This window comes from Bradyrhizobium sp. UFLA05-112 (assembly GCF_053572325.1).
Map to the genome: position 1 here is coordinate 1 of NZ_JBANBK010000045.1, position 17,423 is coordinate 17,423.

The following is a 17,423-nucleotide window of genomic DNA, read 5'->3' on the forward strand; positions in this document are numbered from 1 at the left end:
CGCCTGCTGTCCCGCAACGGCAGCGACTGGACCAAGCGCTATCCGTGGATCGCCGAGGCCGCGCTGAAGAACCGCCAAAAACATTTCGTCATCGATGGCGAGGCTGTTCTGCTGGGCGTCGACGGCGTCTCCGACTTCAACGCGTTGCATTCGCGCAAGCATGACCACGAGGTGCAACGGCGGCAAGCGGCCAAAGAAATGCGTTTTTCAAAGGCCGCTCGCGAAGAGCGATGCGCTGGCGAGAGCCATCAACTCTTTCGCCATCTCGGCCCTTCGTTGCGCTCCTCACGGACGCCGAGGGCGTGTAGAACGAATTCCAGTCTGTGCAATGTCTGCTCCTATTGGGGGCTTGTTCTCGATGGTCTTGGTGGGCTTGTGCGACAGTGTCGGCGCCGGCTCGTGTGGCAGCAGCGTTACCGGCGTAGGCGTCGGCTCGGACGCCTGCTTCTTCCTGAACCGTTTTTTGATCCACGCGATCAATGCCACGATCCCGTCGTAGACGGTCCAGGTCTTGCCGTGTGGCGTGTACGAGTATGAGCGCGACGACGAGGACGGGTAAGAGCGCTGCCTAGACGCCGCCCCTGGAGCAGCTTGCGGTGACGACGTCAGGATCGTCGGCGGCGGTGATGACTGGCGAACCGGCGGCGACGATGGCCGGCTAACCGGCGTCCGCGGTGACCCGCGAGGAACAATATCTTTTACCATGTTACTTCCTGTCTGGGGTTTGCGGCGACGTCATTCGTCGTCTGTCTCGTTGGCGCACTCGTCGAAGAACAGCGTGATTTCCACCTCGAATTCGTCCAATGTGAAACGCATGGCGTTCGGCTTGCGCACCTCCTGCGCATAGCTGTGCTGCCATACGAGGTGCTGGGAAGATGACATACGGTGGCAGCAGCGCGGGCGCGGTGCGCCTGACGAAGCGGGCGTTTGGCGCCGCCGGGATGGCGTCATGACGCGCCCCCTGTTGTCTGGAAGCCGAGGCGGACCATCGCATTCCTGACCGAGACCGCGTTCCAAGGCTTGCCGCTCCAGCTCTTGATGCCGCGTCGGTCGAGTTCGGCAGCAATGGCGCGGAGCGACTGACCGGCGAGCTTCTGCAGGATGGGCCGCAGCACCTTGTCGCGCTTGGTCGCCGCCGCCACCAGCTTCGGATTGCCAAGCTGCTTGCCCTGCGCCTTCTTGGCAGCGAGCGCATCCCGGGTACGTTGAGAGATCAGCCGACGCTCCTTCTCGGCCAGCGCGGCGTAGAGGTGCAGCAGGAACGGATCGACGTCGGCACCCAGCTCGGTGACGACGAACTGGACGCGCTCCGCCATCAGGCCGCTGATGAAGTGAACGTCGCGGCTGAGCCGGTCCAGCTTGGCGACCGCGACCGCGCACTTGCGACGCTTGGCCTCAGCCAACGCGGCAGCCAACTGCGGGCGGCGAGCAAGCGCGTCGGCACCTTTGCCGGTCTCGACCTCGACGAACTCACCGGCCACCTCGAAGCCTTCGGCCTCAGCGAACCGGGCAATGGCGCCGACAGTGCTAGGGTCCTTGCGGCCGGAGAAAGCGAGCATCAACCTCCGCGCCCCACGCGGCGCAAGCGCTTGCGCCCGCGAGTGGGCGCGGTTTGTGTTGAGGTTATAGACGGCTAACGAGGCTCCGGCGGCTCTTGCTTGTCAGTTACGTCGCGCGCGGCCAAGCGAAGTTCAAGTTGGCTGAGCTGCTCAATCAGCAAGTCCACGATTTCTTCGTATTCAGAAGTGATCAGTGAATGTACGCCGCGCAACGTCATTTGGTTCTGGAGGATCGTCACCATCAGGGCTTTGACGCTCAATGAATACCTCTCGTCTGAAAATTAGGTAGTCATAAAATTCAATTTGAAGTAGATGCCAAATAACGCCGACGCGCAACGCCCGTCAAGGCAACCGCCCTACTCGCGCGCGACCACCTTCAGCCCGCCCATGTAGGGTTGCAGCACGTCCGGCACGGCAATCGAGCCGTCCTCCTGCTGATAGGTCTCCATCACGGCGATCAGCGCACGGCCAACCGCGGTGCCGGAGCCATTGAGCGTATGGACGAAGCGCGGCTTACCGTCCGGCAGAACAGCGAAGACCTTCGCGGCGCACAAGGAGACGTGAGTGCGACGCCCCACTATTCCTGAGCAGGCGTAGAGGTTGTCCGCTGGCAGGGAAGACATCTGTAGACCCGCATGGCTCTGCGATCTCCAATCGAAGGCAACTGTCCAAGGAGCATCATTTCGCGCGTGCACATGCGCCTATTCCACGCCTGGCAGGCGAGCCGGTCGGCTTGCTTGCGGGCCTCTGCCGCCCGCTCTGCCGCCGCCCGAACCGATGCGCCGTAAATGCTCTCGCGCGATTTGGTGCCCATGCCAGGACGGAGGATCGCCGGGCGGCGCCGGACAGGCAAGCCGCTACGGATTGCGGTGGACAACGCGGCGGGCACAAGGCGATCGGTGCCGGAGCCCATGGAGCCGGACCCATGCATCGAGGAAGCCTATCGGCCGTGGGCGATCAAGCAGAAAGGCAAGTAAGGCCGCTATCAACCCGTGCGGATGGTGCGGGTAATTTCGTGCACTTCGCCATTTTTCAGATCGAGCTCTTGTACTTCGGCCGGGGTCAACTGTCCCTGGGCCAGCGAGGCGGACCAGCCCTCCGGGATGGCATTCAGAACTAGGCTCACTGCTTGCTCTGGAGATGATGCCGCGGCGACCCAAAGCCTGCTCGCGCCAGCCCGATGCCGGGACCTGGGACGTGGGCAGCGGCGATCTGTGGAGCGACCCCCTGACCACGATCTCGGACGGCTACCGCGATCAAGTTACAAGGGGCCCTTTTAATATGTCTCAACTTTTTTGCTGGTGGTCGTAGTCCATTTGATGTCGACCCTCGGCACGGCACCACCCGGCACCCTCTTTAGTTCTTCCTCGGTGAGTTCGATTTTGCCGTCTTTGGTAGTCTCTGTCAGGTGCTCGCTACGAGAGCCCTTTGCCTCGTCTGGATTCGTCATGATTGTATCTCCTCATTAGTTCATTAGCTAAATCTAGCCTGTCCACTTGACGTTACCTATGTTGTGCTTCTGGGGTAACGGCGCGGTATCGATCTTAGGATCGACCTGCTGAGTACCACCGGCGGCACCGGCCAATTCGTCCAGATCAAGTTCGGTTTGACCCGGAGGAATATCCTTCGGCTCAGAAGGTTTCGTCGGCTGGTATCTTTGTGGATTTAGGTTCCATAATGGTCGTCTCCTGATGGTTTGACGACATGCGAACAACTGTATGTTTCGTGCTGATTTCTTGGGTCAAGGAAATGATTTCGACCCCCAAAAAAGCCCCCCGGATTGGGGCGCAAACTGGATCATCCGTGGCCTCAGCCAACTATCTGGCGCCCGGTGTGAGGGGCTGCAACGCAGGATGGCATACAAGTTTTTGACCCGAGGCTGACCTTGGCTTGGAATGTCGCGTGGCGGTCAGCCCAGAGCGCCTTGAACCTCTCGATGTTCTCTCTAGGCTCACTGAGCCAGATTGGGGCAACCGATGTCCACTCACGTCGATGGTTATATAACCGACGTGCCATACGTCCGCGCTTTCATTCACGAACTGGCTCCAGCCTGGCTCGATCACGTAGCCGTGGTTTCGGGCATTATGCCGCCTGCGAGGAGGGATGGATTTACTTGGTGTGATCTGGGGTGCGGCCAGGGATTGACCGCCGCTATGCTGGCGGCAATGCACCCGGCGGGCCAGTTCCACGGCGTCGATGCGATGCTTGAGCACGTCGAGCACGGACAGGGTATCGCCGCAGAAGCCGCGATCTGCAATGTCCATTTCCATGCTGCGGATTTCGCGAACGCAACCGAATTGAGCTTGCCCCAATTCGATTACATCGTCAGTCACGGGGTCTATTCCTGGATAAGTCCGCTGGCCCGCGCCGCCGTGCGGTCCTTTATCGAGTCCCGTCTTAAGCCGGGCGGGCTCGTCTATCTAAGCTACAATGCCATGCCGGGCCGTGCCGCCGACTTGCCGCTTCAGCGTTTGGTGCGAGCCATCGGCGAGATTTGCCAAGGCGACAGCACCCAACGGGTCGTGGCCGCGCTGAAAGTCGTGAAGGGTTTTCTGGAGCTCAAGGCGCCAGCTCTGGTGGCTAGCCCGATGCTCGCAGGGGTCAAAGAGCGGCATGGACCCTCGGCTGTCGCGTATCTCGCCCATGAGTTTATGGGGAAGCATTGGGACCCGCTTTTTGTGACCGAGGTGCGCTCCGAGATGGCAACCATTGGCCTCCGGCCGGTTGGGTCTGCGACCCTCATCGAGAACCACGACGCCTTTGTGCTCGGTCAAGCCGCGCGCGCCGCGCTTGTTGCTATTGCGGATGATGATGTCCGGGAGCTTGCCCGAGACTTTCTGATCGATCAATTCTTCCGCCGCGACATATTCGTTCGCGCGGGCGCAAACCTGGACGAGCAGGCGCAACAGCAGAGGCTGCTCGACGGTTCCTTTCTGCTAGCCCGTCCAGACACACAGGTTGAGTACACATTTGCAACGCCGGCCGGCCGGCTCGCGTTCGACAACGCAGCCGCACGCGGGATTGTTATGGCACTCGCGGCAGGACCGTGCCGACTCCGCGATATTGTCGAACAAGTCGGCGTGATACCAATGGATGTAATCGCGAACGCAATGGTCTTGTGTGCATCGACCCAAATTCGCCCGGTTGAACCGACCCACGCTGATGTCGCGCCTCTGAACGCGGTCATTTCGCGCCGCCTCGGCTGCCCGGAGGAGGTCACCTATTTGGCGTTGCCCTGCGGCACGGCCGTGAGTATCGACAGCAGACTCCGTGCGGTTCTGCGCGGCGAGACGGCAGACGGTCCGGAATGCGAGGCGTGGCGCACTTTCCTCGCGGCGCATGGAATTTGAACGAGCGCCCGCCTCAGGAAATTAGCGTATTCGAAAGCTCGAACGTCAGGTAGGTTTCCACCTTGTCTTTGGTGGTCGTAGTAAATTTTAGCCCACCCGCGGCCCTGCTTAACTCCTCCTCGGTTAGTTCGATCTTGCCGTCGCTCGTGGTCGCGGTGAGGTAATCGCGACGCGAACCTTGCGCCACATTCGTCATGAGTGGTGCCTCCTGGTCAATCGCCGGTCTGCCGCGCCGGACACTAGTGGAGCCTCCAATCAGCCTACATGACCCAGGTCACAAAATGGCGATGGAGCTGACTCCATCATCAAGATGATTGAGGCCATACCTCACGTCGATGACCATGAGGCCGATTAATGTTGGATCGTGACCGTGACCGTCTCGTCGAACTCCACCTGCAGATGCTGGGCTTGCTGGGCTGGGCGCCCCCGACGATCGAAGACGTGATCGACCTCATTCTGGTTGGCGAACTGCTGACGCTCGAACAGGCCGGCGACATTTGCCTGTGCAGCGACGAGCAAGTCCGCAGGCAATGCGAACTGGCCGCCAAGGACGGTAGACCTTTGGGTGTTCAGTTCGGCCGACGCTGGTTCGTCAGTAAGGCGCGGCTGCTCGATGATTTTGAGCGCGGCAGGATCAATAACAAGCGTCGCGGCCCTCACGAGCGTCGGCTCGCCGAGGACCGCGCGAAGAAATATGAGGGCTGGGCGCGAACGCAGGAGCCGCTGGTGGAGGTGCCGGCGCAGGAGGCGTGAGCGGTTCGGTCACTGCGCACCAGAAAGCAGACCTATTTGTGCTCACGGTGTGTTTTGTCGCTCGTGACCCGAAGCGGGCACCGACACTAACCTACGGCGACGTTGCTGTTGTGCTCAGAACGAGCCATTCCGCGTGTGATTCCAAGTCGACGTGCATGTGTCACCGTAGGCCCTCGCATTAGCCCAATCGGGCAGGTAGAGGAATTCACCTCTTGCAAGAGACCGGTAGCGTCTTGAATACGTCGTAGCGGCTTTCGACATTCACCGGTGTCCCGCGACAAACGGGTGCAACGAAAAAGCCACTGCATTTCTTTTGGATCAACTCCTGTCTCGTCGCAACCATCGTCGCCGCCATCGTGCAAAAGGTCTTGCCTTTGCACCTCTTTACAGCAAGATCGTAGAAGCCCCGAACGCCATCTATTGCGCAATAGATCCCCGCATCTTCAATGTCCTCCATAACTATCCCTCTGCCCATGGACGGAGAGACGCAAAAGAACATAGCAAGCAATAGTCCGATCGATATCTTAAACATTGGTGCCTCCACGAAGCCAAAATTGCTATAACACTCCCGCGAAGATGCGGCCCCACGCGCATTCAATATAGGTACCCAATCTTCCCTGGTTGACGGCCATATCAGTTGCGATTGCCTGGTCTTTTGAAGCGAAATATCTAGCCAAAGCCCAATTCACCAAACTCTCATTAGCGATCAAACACATCCGATCGTAAGGAGGCCGCCTCCTGCGATCTATCGACGACATTGCAACATCTACTATGCTTGCACCAAAATCATCGGTGTATAATCCCAGTAACTGAAGGCCGGCCTTTGACATTGAGGCAAAACCAATCGCATCCAGCGCATCGGGTACACAGGCATACGAAGTCGCGACCTGATGAGGTATACTCATTCCGCCTCGCGCGGATCTTGCAAATGGCTGAGCTCCGGCCCTCGTCACTAGTTTTTGCAATACGCGAGCAAACATTGCGCGATCATACGATTGGCAGGATGTTATGACTGCAGCCAACGTGGTGGAGGGGGTAAAACGGGCGCTGGTCTCAACCGTGTTCGCGTTCAACCCGCTGGCAATCAAAATATCTACAGCGCTCTCAAGCTGAGCGGTCTTATTTAGCTCACGCAACCTGCCAACGAGATACCTCAAAAGCGTTGGTTGGCTTACATCGTGGATGTTGGGATCGCCGCCAGCAGCGCTTATAGCTGGGAACGCTTCAATTACGCCGTATACTAAAGCGCAGTCGAAGTAGCTTCGTTTTCGGCAAGTCGGCGATACCATCAACCGCTTCGGATTTGCATACGGCAGATTTAGATAACGCTGAAGGGCCGCTAAATCGCGGCGTTGCAGCGTCTCTGCTATTAGGCAATCCGTCTGCACTTCCAAATCGACGAAGTTGCACCCTGTTCGATTTGATTTTCCTTTTGATCGCCCCTCTACCGAGACGACGCTTACTGCAAAGCAAGAAATGGCGATACAGAGAAATCTGAAAAACTGCAGCACAGGTGCCCCCTTTCGATCCACGCACGCAAAACCAACGGTAGCAATTCCCCTGGGCTGCCGGAAGCCGTTGCCCACCATCCCGGCAGCGAATTGCGGATTGAATTCCTTGCGGTTTTTCCTTGATGAAGGTGCGAACATTTGTCGCGGAATCGTCAGGCTTGGTCAGCGATCGTGCATTTGAAAGCCGATGAACCGCATGCCTCTGGCCCTGACGCCCGGAGTTGACCCCTTCTGCGACATCCGGGCACGTCCGCTATTGGACGCTTCATCGAGACTCTCGTGAGCGCCAGCTTCCCTCATGGTTGGCGCACGCCACAACAAAACCCGCCAGGTCGCCTAAGAAACGGCCCCCGTTTGGCGCGCTCACGAGTGCAGCCTTCGCCAAGCATGCGACAGGCCGTAGTCTGTGGGCATGGCAATCTCCTTCCGACGCAAATCACCCATGGAAAAAATCGAACACGAACTCGCGGCGTTGCGTGCGCGCGCCGCGACCTTGCACAGCCGTCACAAAGCCGCTGAAGCGGCCTTCATTGACGCCGAAACAAAGCTCCAGCGGCACCTGCTGGAGGCCGATCTCGACGCCGATGAGAAGGTTCGTACGAAGCTGGAAACGACCATCGCTGCTTGCGCGGTGACGCGGGACAACTTCGCCAAGGCCCTTGCCGTCCAGCCGGCCAAGGTCGCCGAGGCCGAAGCCAAGATTGCCGCTCAGCGCGCGGTCATTGAGCGCAACGCGGCGGCCGACAAGTTGGCGCGCGACCTCGATGAGATCGACAAGGCGCTGCCGGCATACCAGACGGCCGCTCGCCAGCTCGCCGATGCCGTCGAGGCTGTCGCTCACTTCCATTTCGAAGCCAACGAGCTGGGCGCGGTCGCGCGCAACTGGGCGGCACAGATCGACGTCGCTGGCGCGCTTGCTCTGGTGGAGCTGCGCCAAATGGTGGAGCAGATCAAAACCGGGGCTGCGGCTATTCCGCTGAAGCCTGCGCCCGCGTCGGTTGCGAATGTCGAGGCGCCGCCGCCGACCATGACCCTGTTCATGCTCAAGTCGGCCCGCTATCGCGACAATGATGGCCGCAAGCGCTTCGCCGGTCAGTTCGATGACGCAACCATGCCGGCGGCGACGGCGCAACGCGCATTGCGCCTCGGCATCGCGGTAGCCACCGCCGATCCGCGCCGCGCCCAGCTCCGTGGCATGCGTGGCGGTGACTTCGCTCCTCAGGCTCCTGATGTCATCGATCTCGACGCCGTCGAGGAGGCGAACAACACCTCCGGCCTCGGCGCCGACTCCATCCTGCGCCAAGCCGGCTTCGTTGAGATCGATCGCTCGGCTGAGGCGCGGACGATCCAGATCGCGGTTCCTCGGATGTAACCAATGCGTAAGCAGAAGCTCATCATGCCGCTCGATACGATCATGACGCGTTTGGACGGCTGGATCGGAGGCCCGGACCATGTCCCAGCCCATGTTGCCGAGCTGATCGCCGAGGCGATGCCCCATGCCCGCAACGGCACCATCGCGGCCATCCGCGCGCGCATGCTCTTGCGTCACAAGAAGGCGCTCAGCCGTGAATAAATTGACTTCAGCCGAAGAGTGTGGCGCACCCCCCGCGACCGCTCTCGGTGGAGAGGTGGCCGCTGCCGGCGTCGAGGTTAGCGACAACGGCAGGGGCCCCGACGCGGAGGTGGATGATTACGAAGAACTGCTCGCGGCAATCGGCCGTTCGTATGACGAGGACGTGAGGATCGCGGTCCATGAGGCCGGCCACATCGTGGTGGCGCGTTTGCTCGGACATTCGCTCGGCGGAGCGACGGTCGATCCCGGCCCGGGCTATGGCGGCCGGGTTTGGAGCGAGCGGCACATGGAGGCGTACGCCGAAGGCCGGGGCGATGCTTTCCACGTTCGCCATGCCCTTGCTCCGTTGATGCCCCAGCCCGGTGAGGATGTCGCTTCAGTTTCTGACGTATTCGCGAATGTTTCATAGTCATTGTATCGAGCTGGCGGCCGGCCGGGCCGCCGAGCGAATGCTGTTGGGACATGACGATACCGGGTCGGGCGTAGATGATCAGCGGCAGGCACGTGAGCTGGCGCTGCTCATTTGTAAGAGCGAGGAAGCAATCGCCGCCTTCCTCAAGTATTGCGATATTGCGGCGAATGACTTGTTGTTGCCCTACGGCGACTTGGTGATCGTGCTGTCCACCGTGCTGCGGATCAAACGCACGCTAGATGATGCCGAGATCGACAAGATCATCTGGGAAGTGGCGGCACGCAAGGCGTTGGCGATCGAGCATCGGCGCCGGGCTGATTGGCGTAAGCGGGAGTTGGCGGCGCGCCGATTTCAAGCGGAATATGATCGGCGTCACGGCGCATCCGCGTCACGTTCTGTACTAGATCGGGTGCCGTAATCCAACGATCCGATGGCCCGGCGGACGTAACCGGCCTGACGATCTTGAAGGCCCCGACGTGCAACAACGTCGGGGCCTTTTGTTCGAGCCGGCTTGACGCTTAGTCGGCTCTTGAAGGCGAAGCCGAAATTATATGCTCGACCTGAGCCTTACCGGTTTTAACCCCGAGCGGACGCCGTGCTGATTGTTTGATCTCCAGCGGTGGCAGTGATGTGCCCTGGACAATTAAGGTCAGACATGTTGACGAGCCGGATGAACTGATACGCGCGCGAAAGGAGCGCTCATAGTGATCGACAACCTCAGGCGATGGGTGTTCACTATCGAACAGGAGGCGATAAGTGTTCTCGAATTAAAACGGACACATTCGTTGGTTCATAGGGCGTTGGTTCATAGGGAGAAGCGAAATGTCATTCGTCAGCCGACGATTGGCGGCGTTCTCGACCGCCATCGTTTTGTTAACTGCCTGTCAGGGCAGCGCACTTGCTCAGAAAAAATACGATACCGGCGTAACCGATACGGAGATCAAGATCGGCAACATCATGCCGTATAGTGGACCGGCATCGGCGTATGGCATCAACGGCAAGACGATGAGCGCCTATTTTCGGATGATCAACGACAACGGCGGCATCAACGGGCGCAGAATAAATTTCATTTCGTACGATGATAGCTATAGCCCGCCAAAGACTGTGGAACAAGCGCGCAAGCTAGTTGAGAGCGACGGGGTTTTTCTGATTTTTGCTCCGCTCGGGACCGCCAATAACGCCGCCATCCAGAAGTACATGAATAGAATGAAAGTGCCGCAATTGTTCGTGTCGAGCGGCGCATCGCGCTGGGGCGACCCAGAGCACTTCCCATGGACCATCGGCTGGCAGCCTAGCTACCGTGCCGAAGCGCGCATCTACGCAAGCTATATTCTGGAGCACCACCCGACGGCTAAGATCGGCGTCCTGTACCAGAACGACGACTTTGGTAAGGACTACATACAGGGTCTGAAGGATGGGCTTGGTGACAGGTATGAAAAAATGGTCATCATCAGCGCGCCCTTCGAAGTCGGCAAGCCGACCGTGGACTCGGAGGTAGTGGCGATCAAGACCGCGAATCCTGACCTCTTCATCAATATTGCTACGCCGAAATACGCAGCGCAGGCTATCAGGAAACTTGCTGAACTCGACTGGCACCCAGTCCAGATTGTGTCCAATGTCTCCGGTTCTATTGGTGGGGTATTGAAGCCTGCAGGGCTTGAGAACGCCAAGGGTATCCTGACCGCACTCTACAATATGGATGTCACAGATCCGCAATGGGACAACTACCCGGGCATGCGGCACTTCCGCGCTTTCCTGGAAAAGTATTACCCGGAAGCGGACAAGTCCGATGGCGGTACGCTGGCGGCTTACAGTATCTCGACCGGGCTGGTCGAAGTCCTGAAGCGCTGCGGTGACAATCTCACACGCGACAACATAATGAAGGTGGTCGCCAATCTTGACTTCGAGGTCGAAACCCTACGCCCCGGAATCCGCGTCAAGACCTCCCCGACCGATTTTTACCCGATCGAACAGCTGCGAATGAACCGCTTCAACGGCGAACACTGGGAGGGATTCGGCCCGATAATCGACGCGCATGTCGAGCAGGTGGCGCTTTCTTCTAAATAGAGATTTGCAGGATGAATTCAGGAGATCACGTCTTACGTTGGAGGCATCCAAGGGCGGGGATGTCCGTCTTTGTGCCCTGGCCCCAAGCCGAACCGCGCTTAAGCCGTCGTGATGTCGGCTGTCGGCGGTAAACCGGACGCCGGGGTGTGCTTGCCTTGACCGCTGCTTGTGACCCGAACCAGACCTCATACTGACGAGTGACTAACCGCTCGGAGCAGGCGCGTCGGCCATATTTACGAACATGCGCTCAGGCTGCGCACTCCGTTATGGCACCGCGAACAGGAGAACGGCGCGCGTCACGTGCCGATCATAGTCGTCGGTCTTCTCCGGTACTGAATTTTGCACGCGCACCATCCACAGGCCCGGCTTCGTGATTTTCACGACCGCGGAACCATCCGCCTTGCTCTGCGTGGTGTAGGCGTAAGTGTCCTCCTTCTTGGAGAAGCCGTCATAGGTCGCGTTGACCGTTGTCGCGATTGGTTTTCCGTTCGCGAGTATTCTGACGCCAATCCCATCGCCGACGTGCGCGGAAGCGGGATTTTCGGTGAGGACGATTTCAAGCGGATCGCCAAGGACCGCATCAAAACCTGCTGCGTCGGGCGCACCGTTGATCAACGTCTTCGCGAACTTGTCGATCTTGAACGCATTATATGCGCCGGGCGTCTTATTGGTCGCCCGGACGACGCCTTTGGCCGTGGTAGCCCAGACCTGCGGCAGGCGGGTCGCGACCAGAAAGAACGGGTTGCCCGTCGGCGCATTGACCTTGCCGAGAAAGGATAGCGAACCTTCATCGGGTCGAAGCGGGGTTTCCGTGCGCTTGCCGTTGAAAGCCACACCAGCGCGAACATCCTCCGGCGCTTCCAGCTCCTGGCTTGTGATGAAGACATGAGACGACAACACGGCAAAACCAAACTCAGAGCCGACGGCTACGCTCATTTCTGTTGGTTTGACGATCAGCTCATGGGCGGTTGTCGGCTTTGCAACGGCGATGAGTGCAACGAGTGCGATAACAACCGACACATAGCGTGGACAGCTCATAGAGGTTACCCTTCTGACAAACCGCAAGATCGTTGAAGATTAGCAGAATGAATAGAGCAACCGACATGCCAATACCAGTTGCCCCAACCTTTCGTTCCACAGTGATGTCTGTTTCTGACCCAAACCGGTCCTTCTAAACCACCCCACATCCCCACGACAAAGTGCTACGTTCTTCTATGGTCCTTGGAGGGGCATATGCGACGGCGGGAATTCATCGCTGCGACGGTGATCAGCGCAATGTTGCCGTTGACGGCACGCGCGCAATCGCAAGCGTCGCTGCCGAGGATTGTCATGTACAGCGCTACCGAACCCTTATCCTCGATGTATGAGAACAGCTATAACCGCTACATTCGCGCACTCTTCGCCGAAATGCGGCGTCTTGGGCTTGTCGAGAGCAAGAGCCTCAAAATCGAGCGCTACGGCAGGGAAACACCTGACGTCAGATCGAAAGCGACCATCGCCGCGATTGTCGATAGCAAGCCAAATCTCATTTTTGTCGTCGGGGCAGGCGCGGTGTTCCAGCAGGCGACCAATACGATACCAGTTGTGGCGCTCAGCTTCGATCCCATTCGGGAGGGATTGGTCAAGTCGATCGCGCATCCTGGCGGCAATATCACGGGTGTTTCCTTCGATCCCGAGGTCCCTATCCATGGCAAGCGGATCGCGCTGTTGCGCGAAATGTTCCCGTCCTTAAAGAAGCTCGCTTTTCTTGCCACGACAGAGACACTTGACATCTACTTGCGAGAGGCGCGCGCCGCAGCGGATGCGCAAGGCATCCCGCTGGAACGCTGTCCTATCACCGTTCCGAGCAGCGAAGCCGTCTATCGCGATGCGATAACCAAGGCCAAAAATGAGGGCGCAGATGGCGTCATGGTTGCCTTGGATGGCGATCCTTTCGTCAATCACGTGCTCGTTGCGAAGCTGATTGGGGCCGCCGGGCTGCCCGCGATCTATCCCTTTACGGAGTTCGTCGTGGCTGGCGGCCTGATGGGCTACGCCACCGATCTGGTTGAATTGAACAAACGCATGGCGGCCGATATGGATGCGATCCTAAAGGGCGCAAATCCCGGCAATATTCCCTTTTATCAGGCCACAAAATTCGAACTGTCGATCAATTTGAAAGCCGCAAAGGCGCTTTCGCTCACCGTACCCGCGACACTGCTAACCGCCGCCGATATGGTGATCGAATGACGTTTTCTTCCGCCTACGTACGACTAGGTAGCTCCCTTGTCGGTTAGTGGCCCATCGCACCCCTACTGGGCCGCCTGCTGTTGGTCTGCTCCTGGGGCTCAGCGACAGACTATGCTGCCGCTCGATCTTCCTTATCAGCCCGTCGCATGACGATCTTGAGCACATCATCCGGCAACGGCCGTTGCGGCGCTTTGGGATCATCCCACGGCGCGCGCATCCAGACATCGCCGTTCAGCGCCGATTGGTATCCATGAATTCGAGGATCGAGTTTGGTACCTCGCCGAACTCAACGTAGCGTCGGCGCAGCTCGTCGGCGATATCCATGGTCGCGTCACGAGACCAGCCTTCGGCGGTATTGAAAGCCACGATGCGGACTGGACGACTATACTGGCCTTCCACTAGGTCACGTATCAGGGTCTCGCGGTCAGCGTTGTCAGCGTCGGTCTCGCGCCAGTAGCAGCCCATCCGGCCGAAGTCCTCCAGCACGAGATAAGTGTTTTGGTCGGCCCCTTGGGGCACAATCGATGGCGAGGCATGCATAACGAAACTCCTGGACCAAAGCGTGCCACTAGCCTACGTGCCAGTGAATGCCGCGCCAGCTTACAATTTGTCTCGCCTTCCCCGAGAGCCCATATGCTAACTGGCACTTGTTCCAATTGAAGTCTGACCGCAAGTCTGCGCCGCGCTTGCCGCAGGTTGTGCAGATGAAGTCGGCGCCTACGCCGCCATCTCGTCTTCTTTGTCCTCGCCGCGCATGACGATCCTGAGGGCCTCATCCGGCAATGGCCGTTGCAGCGTCTTGGCCTCGTCCCACGGCGCCCGCAGCCACACATCGCGCTCCTCGTCGGTCGTCAGGATGACCGGCATGGCCTTCGGGTGGATCGGTGCAACGATGGCATTCGGCGCTGTGGTCAGGAAGCCGTAGACCTGATGCGGCCCTGGTACCGGCTTGGACTTCGTGCCGCGATCGCCGTTGAACGTCGTCCAGATGCCCGCGAACGCGAACGGCGGCCGGTCCTCATTGAGCGCGAACCAGACCACGTCTTTCTTCTTGGTCTCCGGGTTCGGCTCCGGCGCGTACTCGGCAAAGCTGTTGGCCGGGACCAAGCAGCGGCCTTCCGGCTTGAGCCAGCCTCGCCAGTGCGGCGACGACGTGTTGCGTATGTTGGTGACCGGCGGCCCGCCTGTGCGCGGTGGCGGCGGCATGCCCCAGCGCATCAGGACCATCTCAGTGCCCGCGTCGGCGTTGCGGATGACCGGCGCAGGATAGTCGGGAAACACGCCCGGCATTGGCGGCAGGTTGCCGACGTAGCGGTTGATCACGCGAAACAGGTTGATGATCGCGGCTTGGTTGGTGGTGATGCTGTAGAGATTGCACATCGCTGACGCTAATCCGGCCTGCCCAAGCCAAACCCACGATCCTGTTGCTGGCGACGATGACACTCATGATGGATAAGTTGAGTGTTCTCGGGAGTGTACCCTTTCCAAGCTACAAATCGGTCAAGCTCAGCCTCCTTTTCGGGAAGCTGTTTGCTGCAAATGCTGCACTTGCCATCTTGCTCGCGCATCTTCAGCTGCTTCAGCTTCGTCCGATGGGCTGGCGTTCCACGCTCATCATGCGTCAGCCGGATGAATATCCGCCGTCGAAAGTAGAATAGGAGCTGGGGATCGCCACCGCTCATAGCTTCGAGCTTTGACCGAACCTCATTGAGAAGAGCGTTGGCCTTTTCAGATTGTTCCTTCGTCAACTTGCGTCCACTCACTCTCGTCCCCCTCCGGGTCAATTCAGCATTCTCCTGGCCACCATGTTGACGGCGGATCGTTCGCTGAAATCTTCGTCCGGCGCAGCGCCACAAGGTGGCTCCGCTTGTACGGATAGCCGCGCACCACCGAGCAATCCTTGCATCGCATCGAGCGCTCCAGCTCATGAACCGGCGTCCACTTCGGCCGGCGCACGATGTCGAGGGCGACGGTCTGATTGGTGTCGCAACCGAGGCAGCGGACCTCAAGATAGAAGTAACCGGCGTTGAGCGCGTCGCCAAGCGTTGGCGACGGCTGGGCAGGCCCCTTGAAGGCGAGCATGCGCTTATTCCACGCCTCGATGGCCAGCCGGTCGGCTTGCTTGCGGGCCTCTGCCGCCCGCTCTGCCGCCGCCCGAACCGATGCGCCGTAAATGCTCTCGCGCGATTTGGTGCCCATGCCAGGACGGAGGATCGCCGGGCGGCGCCGGACAGGCAAGCCGCTACGGATTGCGGTGGAGAACTCGACGGGCACAAGGCGGCCGGTGCCGGCGCCGACAGAACCGGACCTGTACATCGAGGCAGCCTACCGGCTGTAGGAGATCAAGCAGCGGAGCAAGTAGCCCATCTACGTCATGCTCCCCGGCATAAAGCAGCGGATCGAGACGCTGTAGCCGAGAACCCAGAGCGGCCAGACGATCGTTCGCCCCACCCGGTTCGGCTCGGTGATGACCGCATCGTCGGGCACATCGACCCACACCAGCTCGCTGTCATCGCCATCGCTGCGCGGCACGCGGACGCGATAGTGGCCGCCGCTGCTAATCCAGTCGGCATCGGCGATCGTTCGGCCATCGGCGGCCGAGCAGCACGGCCCCCTGCCGCTCCTTAGGCCGTTGAACCACGCGCGCAATTCCGGAGATGAGCCAGTATACTTGCCACGATCACGGGCGAGGCTGGGCGTTACGAGCAGCGCGACCATGACGACGCCCGCCGCGACGAAGATCAGCGATTGCGCATTCGACATCCGCCACATCGCGCACCGCCTTTGTGTGCGAAGTCGAACATAATTTACCGCGATGCGCGTTTTTGAGAATACCCTTACGCACCGGGGTCCCGCGTACCCCGCCCCGCGCGCCGTCTCAAGGCGATGAATTCCTTCTTGGCTCAAATTCACAAGATTTTGGCGCGCCATAGCAAGACTAAGTAGCTGTCACCGTCGTAGGGCGTCCCGTTGGCTCGCTCCGGTTCAATCCGGACGGGGTGTGAACCACATCAATAAGCGAGCCAAACTTAGTTCAGCGTCCAGGCCAATGCGGTTTGGCGGAGAGCGCTGACGATTGCTCAACAGAGGGGTTCTGGGAATATGCAAAAATTGGGAGTGGTGGTGCTTGCCGCCATGCTGGCTGGCTGCGCCTCATCCGCAGCAGACATCACGCCGAGCTACGTCTCGCCGGTTCAATATTCGTCCTATAACTGCCAGCAATTAGGACTGGAAGCTCAATCGGTATCGGCGCGCGCCGCTGCGCTCTCGGGAGCACAGGACAATCAGCGAACAAAGGACGCAATCGCGACGACGGCGGCGGTCGTGATTTTCTGGCCGGCAGCGTTTCTTGTGGGCGGAGACAAACAAACCGCAGCCGAACTCGGCCAGATGAAGGGGCAGATGGTCGCAATCGAACAGGCATCTGTTGCAAAGAAGTGCAACATTCAATTTCAGGGCAAGCCGCCAGCTACTTGACCAAGCAGCGGGCCGCCCGGTCCTCGTCAATTGAACTGAAGAAACGAGACCAATGACTAACCGTCTTTCGACCGCTGCCACAGCGACTGCTGGCATCCTGCTGATCGTCGTGACGTTGGCTTCGTCCCCGTCGTTCGCCGGTAGTCGGGCGATGGGCACGAACCCGCGAGCGATGGGCACCAATCCACGAGCCCTTGGCACCAACCCACGCGCGCTGGGTACTAATCCGCGAGCGCTCGGCACCAATCCCCGCGCGGTGCGGGAGCGGCAGGGGTGGGACGAAAATAAAAATCCCGCGCCGCTACCGTTGCCGCCTAGCGTTCACGAAGGGTTTTCAACGGTGCCCGGTCCCGGCTGGAAGTACGAGCGCTTTAAGGGGGCGGAGTGATGACAACCGGAGCCTCCCGCGCAACCTCGACCGGCGACATGGTCAAACATCGGTCTCTTCGATGCCCTTCCCAATAAAACGGAGGCAAGCCTCCGCAACGCAAC

At 59.5% G+C, this 17,423-nt stretch carries 24 protein-coding genes and 2 pseudogenes; 12 read left to right on the forward strand and 14 right to left on the reverse strand.

Features of this window, described 5'->3' with window-relative positions; all coding sequences use genetic code 11:
- Positions 1–537, forward strand: a pseudogene (locus SO180_RS24360) (hypothetical protein); the annotation flags it as partial.
- 198 nt (positions 538–735) lie between these two features.
- On the opposite strand, the gene SO180_RS24365 reads toward SO180_RS24360, so the two are convergent.
- The 6 genes and pseudogenes from SO180_RS24365 to SO180_RS24390 form a co-directional block, all read right to left on the reverse strand.
- Positions 736–951 (reverse strand): hypothetical protein, encoded by a 216-nt coding sequence (locus tag SO180_RS24365; protein WP_449381379.1) that lies wholly within the window; start codon positions 949–951, stop codon positions 736–738.
- On the reverse strand, positions 948–1,559 hold the full coding sequence (locus SO180_RS24370) for a recombinase family protein (protein ID WP_449381380.1): 612 nt from the start codon (positions 1,557–1,559) through the stop codon (positions 948–950). Before SO180_RS24370 ends, SO180_RS24365 begins: the two co-directional genes overlap by 4 nt.
- Positions 1,560–1,633: 74 nt before the next feature.
- Positions 1,634–1,819: a hypothetical protein gene (locus SO180_RS24375; protein WP_449381381.1), complete on the reverse strand. Its 186-nt coding sequence runs from the start codon at positions 1,817–1,819 to the stop codon at positions 1,634–1,636.
- A gap of 96 nt (positions 1,820–1,915) precedes the next feature.
- Positions 1,916–2,083: pseudogene (locus SO180_RS24380) on the reverse strand (serine--tRNA ligase); the annotation flags it as partial.
- 461 nt (positions 2,084–2,544) lie between these two features.
- Positions 2,545–2,685: a hypothetical protein gene (locus SO180_RS24385; protein WP_449381382.1), complete on the reverse strand. Its 141-nt coding sequence runs from the start codon at positions 2,683–2,685 to the stop codon at positions 2,545–2,547.
- Positions 2,686–2,835: 150 nt separating this feature from the next.
- Positions 2,836–3,009 (reverse strand): hypothetical protein, encoded by a 174-nt coding sequence (locus SO180_RS24390; RefSeq protein ID WP_449381383.1) that lies wholly within the window; start codon positions 3,007–3,009, stop codon positions 2,836–2,838.
- 526 nt (positions 3,010–3,535) lie between these two features.
- Here SO180_RS24390 and SO180_RS24395 point away from each other — a divergent pair.
- Entirely contained in the window at positions 3,536–4,909 is a 1,374-nt protein-coding gene (locus tag SO180_RS24395; protein ID WP_449381384.1) for a class I SAM-dependent methyltransferase, read from the forward strand.
- A 13-nt stretch (positions 4,910–4,922) separates the two neighbouring features.
- Here SO180_RS24395 and SO180_RS24400 read toward each other — a convergent pair whose 3' ends face one another.
- On the reverse strand, positions 4,923–5,105 hold the full coding sequence (locus tag SO180_RS24400; RefSeq protein WP_449381385.1) for a hypothetical protein: 183 nt from the start codon (positions 5,103–5,105) through the stop codon (positions 4,923–4,925).
- 158 nt (positions 5,106–5,263) lie between these two features.
- Here SO180_RS24400 and SO180_RS24405 point away from each other — a divergent pair, with 158 nt between their 5' ends.
- The gene (locus tag SO180_RS24405) at positions 5,264–5,662 is read left to right on the forward strand and encodes a hypothetical protein (RefSeq protein WP_449381386.1); all 399 of its coding nucleotides are present in this window, start codon (positions 5,264–5,266) and stop codon (positions 5,660–5,662) included.
- Between the two features lie 205 nt (positions 5,663–5,867).
- Here SO180_RS24405 and SO180_RS24410 read toward each other — a convergent pair whose 3' ends face one another.
- Positions 5,868–6,194: a hypothetical protein gene (locus tag SO180_RS24410; protein ID WP_449381387.1), complete on the reverse strand. Its 327-nt coding sequence runs from the start codon at positions 6,192–6,194 to the stop codon at positions 5,868–5,870.
- 25 nt (positions 6,195–6,219) lie between these two features.
- On the reverse strand, positions 6,220–7,311 hold the full coding sequence (locus SO180_RS24415; RefSeq protein WP_449381388.1) for a hypothetical protein: 1,092 nt from the start codon (positions 7,309–7,311) through the stop codon (positions 6,220–6,222).
- 304 nt (positions 7,312–7,615) lie between these two features.
- On the opposite strand from SO180_RS24415, the gene SO180_RS24420 reads away from it, so the two are divergent.
- The 5 genes from SO180_RS24420 (at position 7,616) to SO180_RS24440 (ending at position 11,225) form a co-directional block, all read left to right on the forward strand.
- Positions 7,616–8,545, forward strand: coding sequence for a hypothetical protein (locus tag SO180_RS24420; protein WP_449381389.1), 930 nt, complete (start codon positions 7,616–7,618; stop codon positions 8,543–8,545).
- Positions 8,546–8,548: 3 nt separating this feature from the next.
- Positions 8,549–8,746 carry a hypothetical protein gene (locus SO180_RS24425; protein ID WP_449381390.1) on the forward strand — a complete coding sequence of 66 codons (198 nt, stop codon included), beginning with the start codon at positions 8,549–8,551 and terminating at the stop codon, positions 8,744–8,746.
- 55 nt (positions 8,747–8,801) lie between these two features.
- Positions 8,802–9,155 carry a hypothetical protein gene (locus tag SO180_RS24430; protein ID WP_449381391.1) on the forward strand — a complete coding sequence of 118 codons (354 nt, stop codon included), beginning with the start codon at positions 8,802–8,804 and terminating at the stop codon, positions 9,153–9,155.
- Positions 9,145–9,576, forward strand: coding sequence for a hypothetical protein (locus tag SO180_RS24435; RefSeq protein WP_449381392.1), 432 nt, complete (start codon positions 9,145–9,147; stop codon positions 9,574–9,576). Before SO180_RS24430 ends, SO180_RS24435 begins: the two co-directional genes overlap by 11 nt.
- Positions 9,577–9,980: 404 nt before the next feature.
- Complete coding sequence (locus SO180_RS24440; protein WP_449381393.1) at positions 9,981–11,225, forward strand: ABC transporter substrate-binding protein; 1,245 nt, start codon at positions 9,981–9,983, stop codon at positions 11,223–11,225.
- 264 nt (positions 11,226–11,489) lie between these two features.
- Here SO180_RS24440 and SO180_RS24445 read toward each other — a convergent pair whose 3' ends face one another.
- A complete protein-coding gene (locus SO180_RS24445) occupies positions 11,490–12,290 on the reverse strand; it encodes a DUF4198 domain-containing protein (protein WP_449381394.1) in 801 nt (266 codons plus the stop codon).
- Positions 12,291–12,458: 168 nt separating this feature from the next.
- Here SO180_RS24445 and SO180_RS24450 point away from each other — a divergent pair, with 168 nt between their 5' ends.
- Complete coding sequence (locus SO180_RS24450; protein ID WP_449381395.1) at positions 12,459–13,454, forward strand: ABC transporter substrate-binding protein; 996 nt, start codon at positions 12,459–12,461, stop codon at positions 13,452–13,454.
- Positions 13,455–13,685: 231 nt separating this feature from the next.
- On the opposite strand, the gene SO180_RS24455 is transcribed toward SO180_RS24450, so the two are convergent.
- On the reverse strand, positions 13,686–13,994 hold the full coding sequence (locus tag SO180_RS24455) for a hypothetical protein (RefSeq protein ID WP_449381396.1): 309 nt from the start codon (positions 13,992–13,994) through the stop codon (positions 13,686–13,688).
- 177 nt (positions 13,995–14,171) lie between these two features.
- The gene (locus SO180_RS24460) at positions 14,172–14,834 is read right to left on the reverse strand and encodes an SOS response-associated peptidase (protein WP_449381397.1); all 663 of its coding nucleotides are present in this window, start codon (positions 14,832–14,834) and stop codon (positions 14,172–14,174) included.
- Between the two features lie 65 nt (positions 14,835–14,899).
- Between SO180_RS24460 and SO180_RS24465 the strand changes: the two genes are divergently transcribed.
- Positions 14,900–15,112, forward strand: a complete 213-nt coding sequence (locus tag SO180_RS24465) for a hypothetical protein (RefSeq protein ID WP_449381398.1) — start codon at positions 14,900–14,902, stop codon at positions 15,110–15,112.
- Positions 15,113–15,239: 127 nt separating this feature from the next.
- Here SO180_RS24465 and SO180_RS24470 read toward each other — a convergent pair whose 3' ends face one another.
- On the reverse strand, positions 15,240–15,653 hold the full coding sequence (locus SO180_RS24470; RefSeq protein ID WP_449381449.1) for a hypothetical protein: 414 nt from the start codon (positions 15,651–15,653) through the stop codon (positions 15,240–15,242).
- 168 nt (positions 15,654–15,821) lie between these two features.
- A complete protein-coding gene (locus tag SO180_RS24475; protein WP_449381399.1) occupies positions 15,822–16,217 on the reverse strand; it encodes a hypothetical protein in 396 nt (131 codons plus the stop codon).
- A 339-nt stretch (positions 16,218–16,556) separates the two neighbouring features.
- On the opposite strand from SO180_RS24475, the gene SO180_RS24480 reads away from it, so the two are divergent.
- Together SO180_RS24480 and SO180_RS24485 are read left to right on the forward strand one after the other, a co-directional pair.
- A complete protein-coding gene (locus SO180_RS24480) occupies positions 16,557–16,931 on the forward strand; it encodes a hypothetical protein (protein ID WP_449381400.1) in 375 nt (124 codons plus the stop codon).
- A gap of 52 nt (positions 16,932–16,983) precedes the next feature.
- Entirely contained in the window at positions 16,984–17,319 is a 336-nt protein-coding gene (locus SO180_RS24485) for a hypothetical protein (protein ID WP_449381401.1), read from the forward strand.
- Positions 17,320–17,423: the final 104 nt, after the last annotated feature.

What these genes read in the sequence shown, in the direction of transcription:
- SO180_RS24420 (WP_449381389.1), top strand. Translation starts at nt 7,616, where the DNA reads ATGGAAAAAATCGAACACGAACTCGCGGCGTTGCGTGCGCGCGCCGCG.
- SO180_RS24400 (WP_449381385.1), bottom strand. Translation starts at nt 5,105, where the DNA reads ATGACGAATGTGGCGCAAGGTTCGCGTCGCGATTACCTCACCGCGACC.
- SO180_RS24480 (WP_449381400.1), top strand. Translation starts at nt 16,557, where the DNA reads ATGCAAAAATTGGGAGTGGTGGTGCTTGCCGCCATGCTGGCTGGCTGC.
- SO180_RS24395 (WP_449381384.1), top strand. Translation starts at nt 3,536, where the DNA reads ATGTCCACTCACGTCGATGGTTATATAACCGACGTGCCATACGTCCGC.
- SO180_RS24425 (WP_449381390.1), top strand. Translation starts at nt 8,549, where the DNA reads ATGCGTAAGCAGAAGCTCATCATGCCGCTCGATACGATCATGACGCGT.
- SO180_RS24460 (WP_449381397.1), bottom strand. Translation starts at nt 14,834, where the DNA reads ATGTGCAATCTCTACAGCATCACCACCAACCAAGCCGCGATCATCAAC.
- SO180_RS24435 (WP_449381392.1), top strand. Translation starts at nt 9,145, where the DNA reads ATGTTTCATAGTCATTGTATCGAGCTGGCGGCCGGCCGGGCCGCCGAG.
- SO180_RS24415 (WP_449381388.1), bottom strand. Translation starts at nt 7,311, where the DNA reads ATGTTCGCACCTTCATCAAGGAAAAACCGCAAGGAATTCAATCCGCAA.
- SO180_RS24365 (WP_449381379.1), bottom strand. Translation starts at nt 951, where the DNA reads ATGACGCCATCCCGGCGGCGCCAAACGCCCGCTTCGTCAGGCGCACCG.
- SO180_RS24470 (WP_449381449.1), bottom strand. Translation starts at nt 15,653, where the DNA reads ATGGGCACCAAATCGCGCGAGAGCATTTACGGCGCATCGGTTCGGGCG.
- SO180_RS24485 (WP_449381401.1), top strand. Translation starts at nt 16,984, where the DNA reads ATGACTAACCGTCTTTCGACCGCTGCCACAGCGACTGCTGGCATCCTG.
- SO180_RS24390 (WP_449381383.1), bottom strand. Translation starts at nt 3,009, where the DNA reads ATGACGAATCCAGACGAGGCAAAGGGCTCTCGTAGCGAGCACCTGACA.
- SO180_RS24475 (WP_449381399.1), bottom strand. Translation starts at nt 16,217, where the DNA reads ATGTCGAATGCGCAATCGCTGATCTTCGTCGCGGCGGGCGTCGTCATG.
- SO180_RS24410 (WP_449381387.1), bottom strand. Translation starts at nt 6,194, where the DNA reads ATGTTTAAGATATCGATCGGACTATTGCTTGCTATGTTCTTTTGCGTC.
- SO180_RS24465 (WP_449381398.1), top strand. Translation starts at nt 14,900, where the DNA reads ATGATGGATAAGTTGAGTGTTCTCGGGAGTGTACCCTTTCCAAGCTAC.
- SO180_RS24455 (WP_449381396.1), bottom strand. Translation starts at nt 13,994, where the DNA reads ATGCATGCCTCGCCATCGATTGTGCCCCAAGGGGCCGACCAAAACACT.
- SO180_RS24450 (WP_449381395.1), top strand. Translation starts at nt 12,459, where the DNA reads ATGCGACGGCGGGAATTCATCGCTGCGACGGTGATCAGCGCAATGTTG.
- SO180_RS24440 (WP_449381393.1), top strand. Translation starts at nt 9,981, where the DNA reads ATGTCATTCGTCAGCCGACGATTGGCGGCGTTCTCGACCGCCATCGTT.
- SO180_RS24405 (WP_449381386.1), top strand. Translation starts at nt 5,264, where the DNA reads ATGTTGGATCGTGACCGTGACCGTCTCGTCGAACTCCACCTGCAGATG.
- SO180_RS24370 (WP_449381380.1), bottom strand. Translation starts at nt 1,559, where the DNA reads ATGCTCGCTTTCTCCGGCCGCAAGGACCCTAGCACTGTCGGCGCCATT.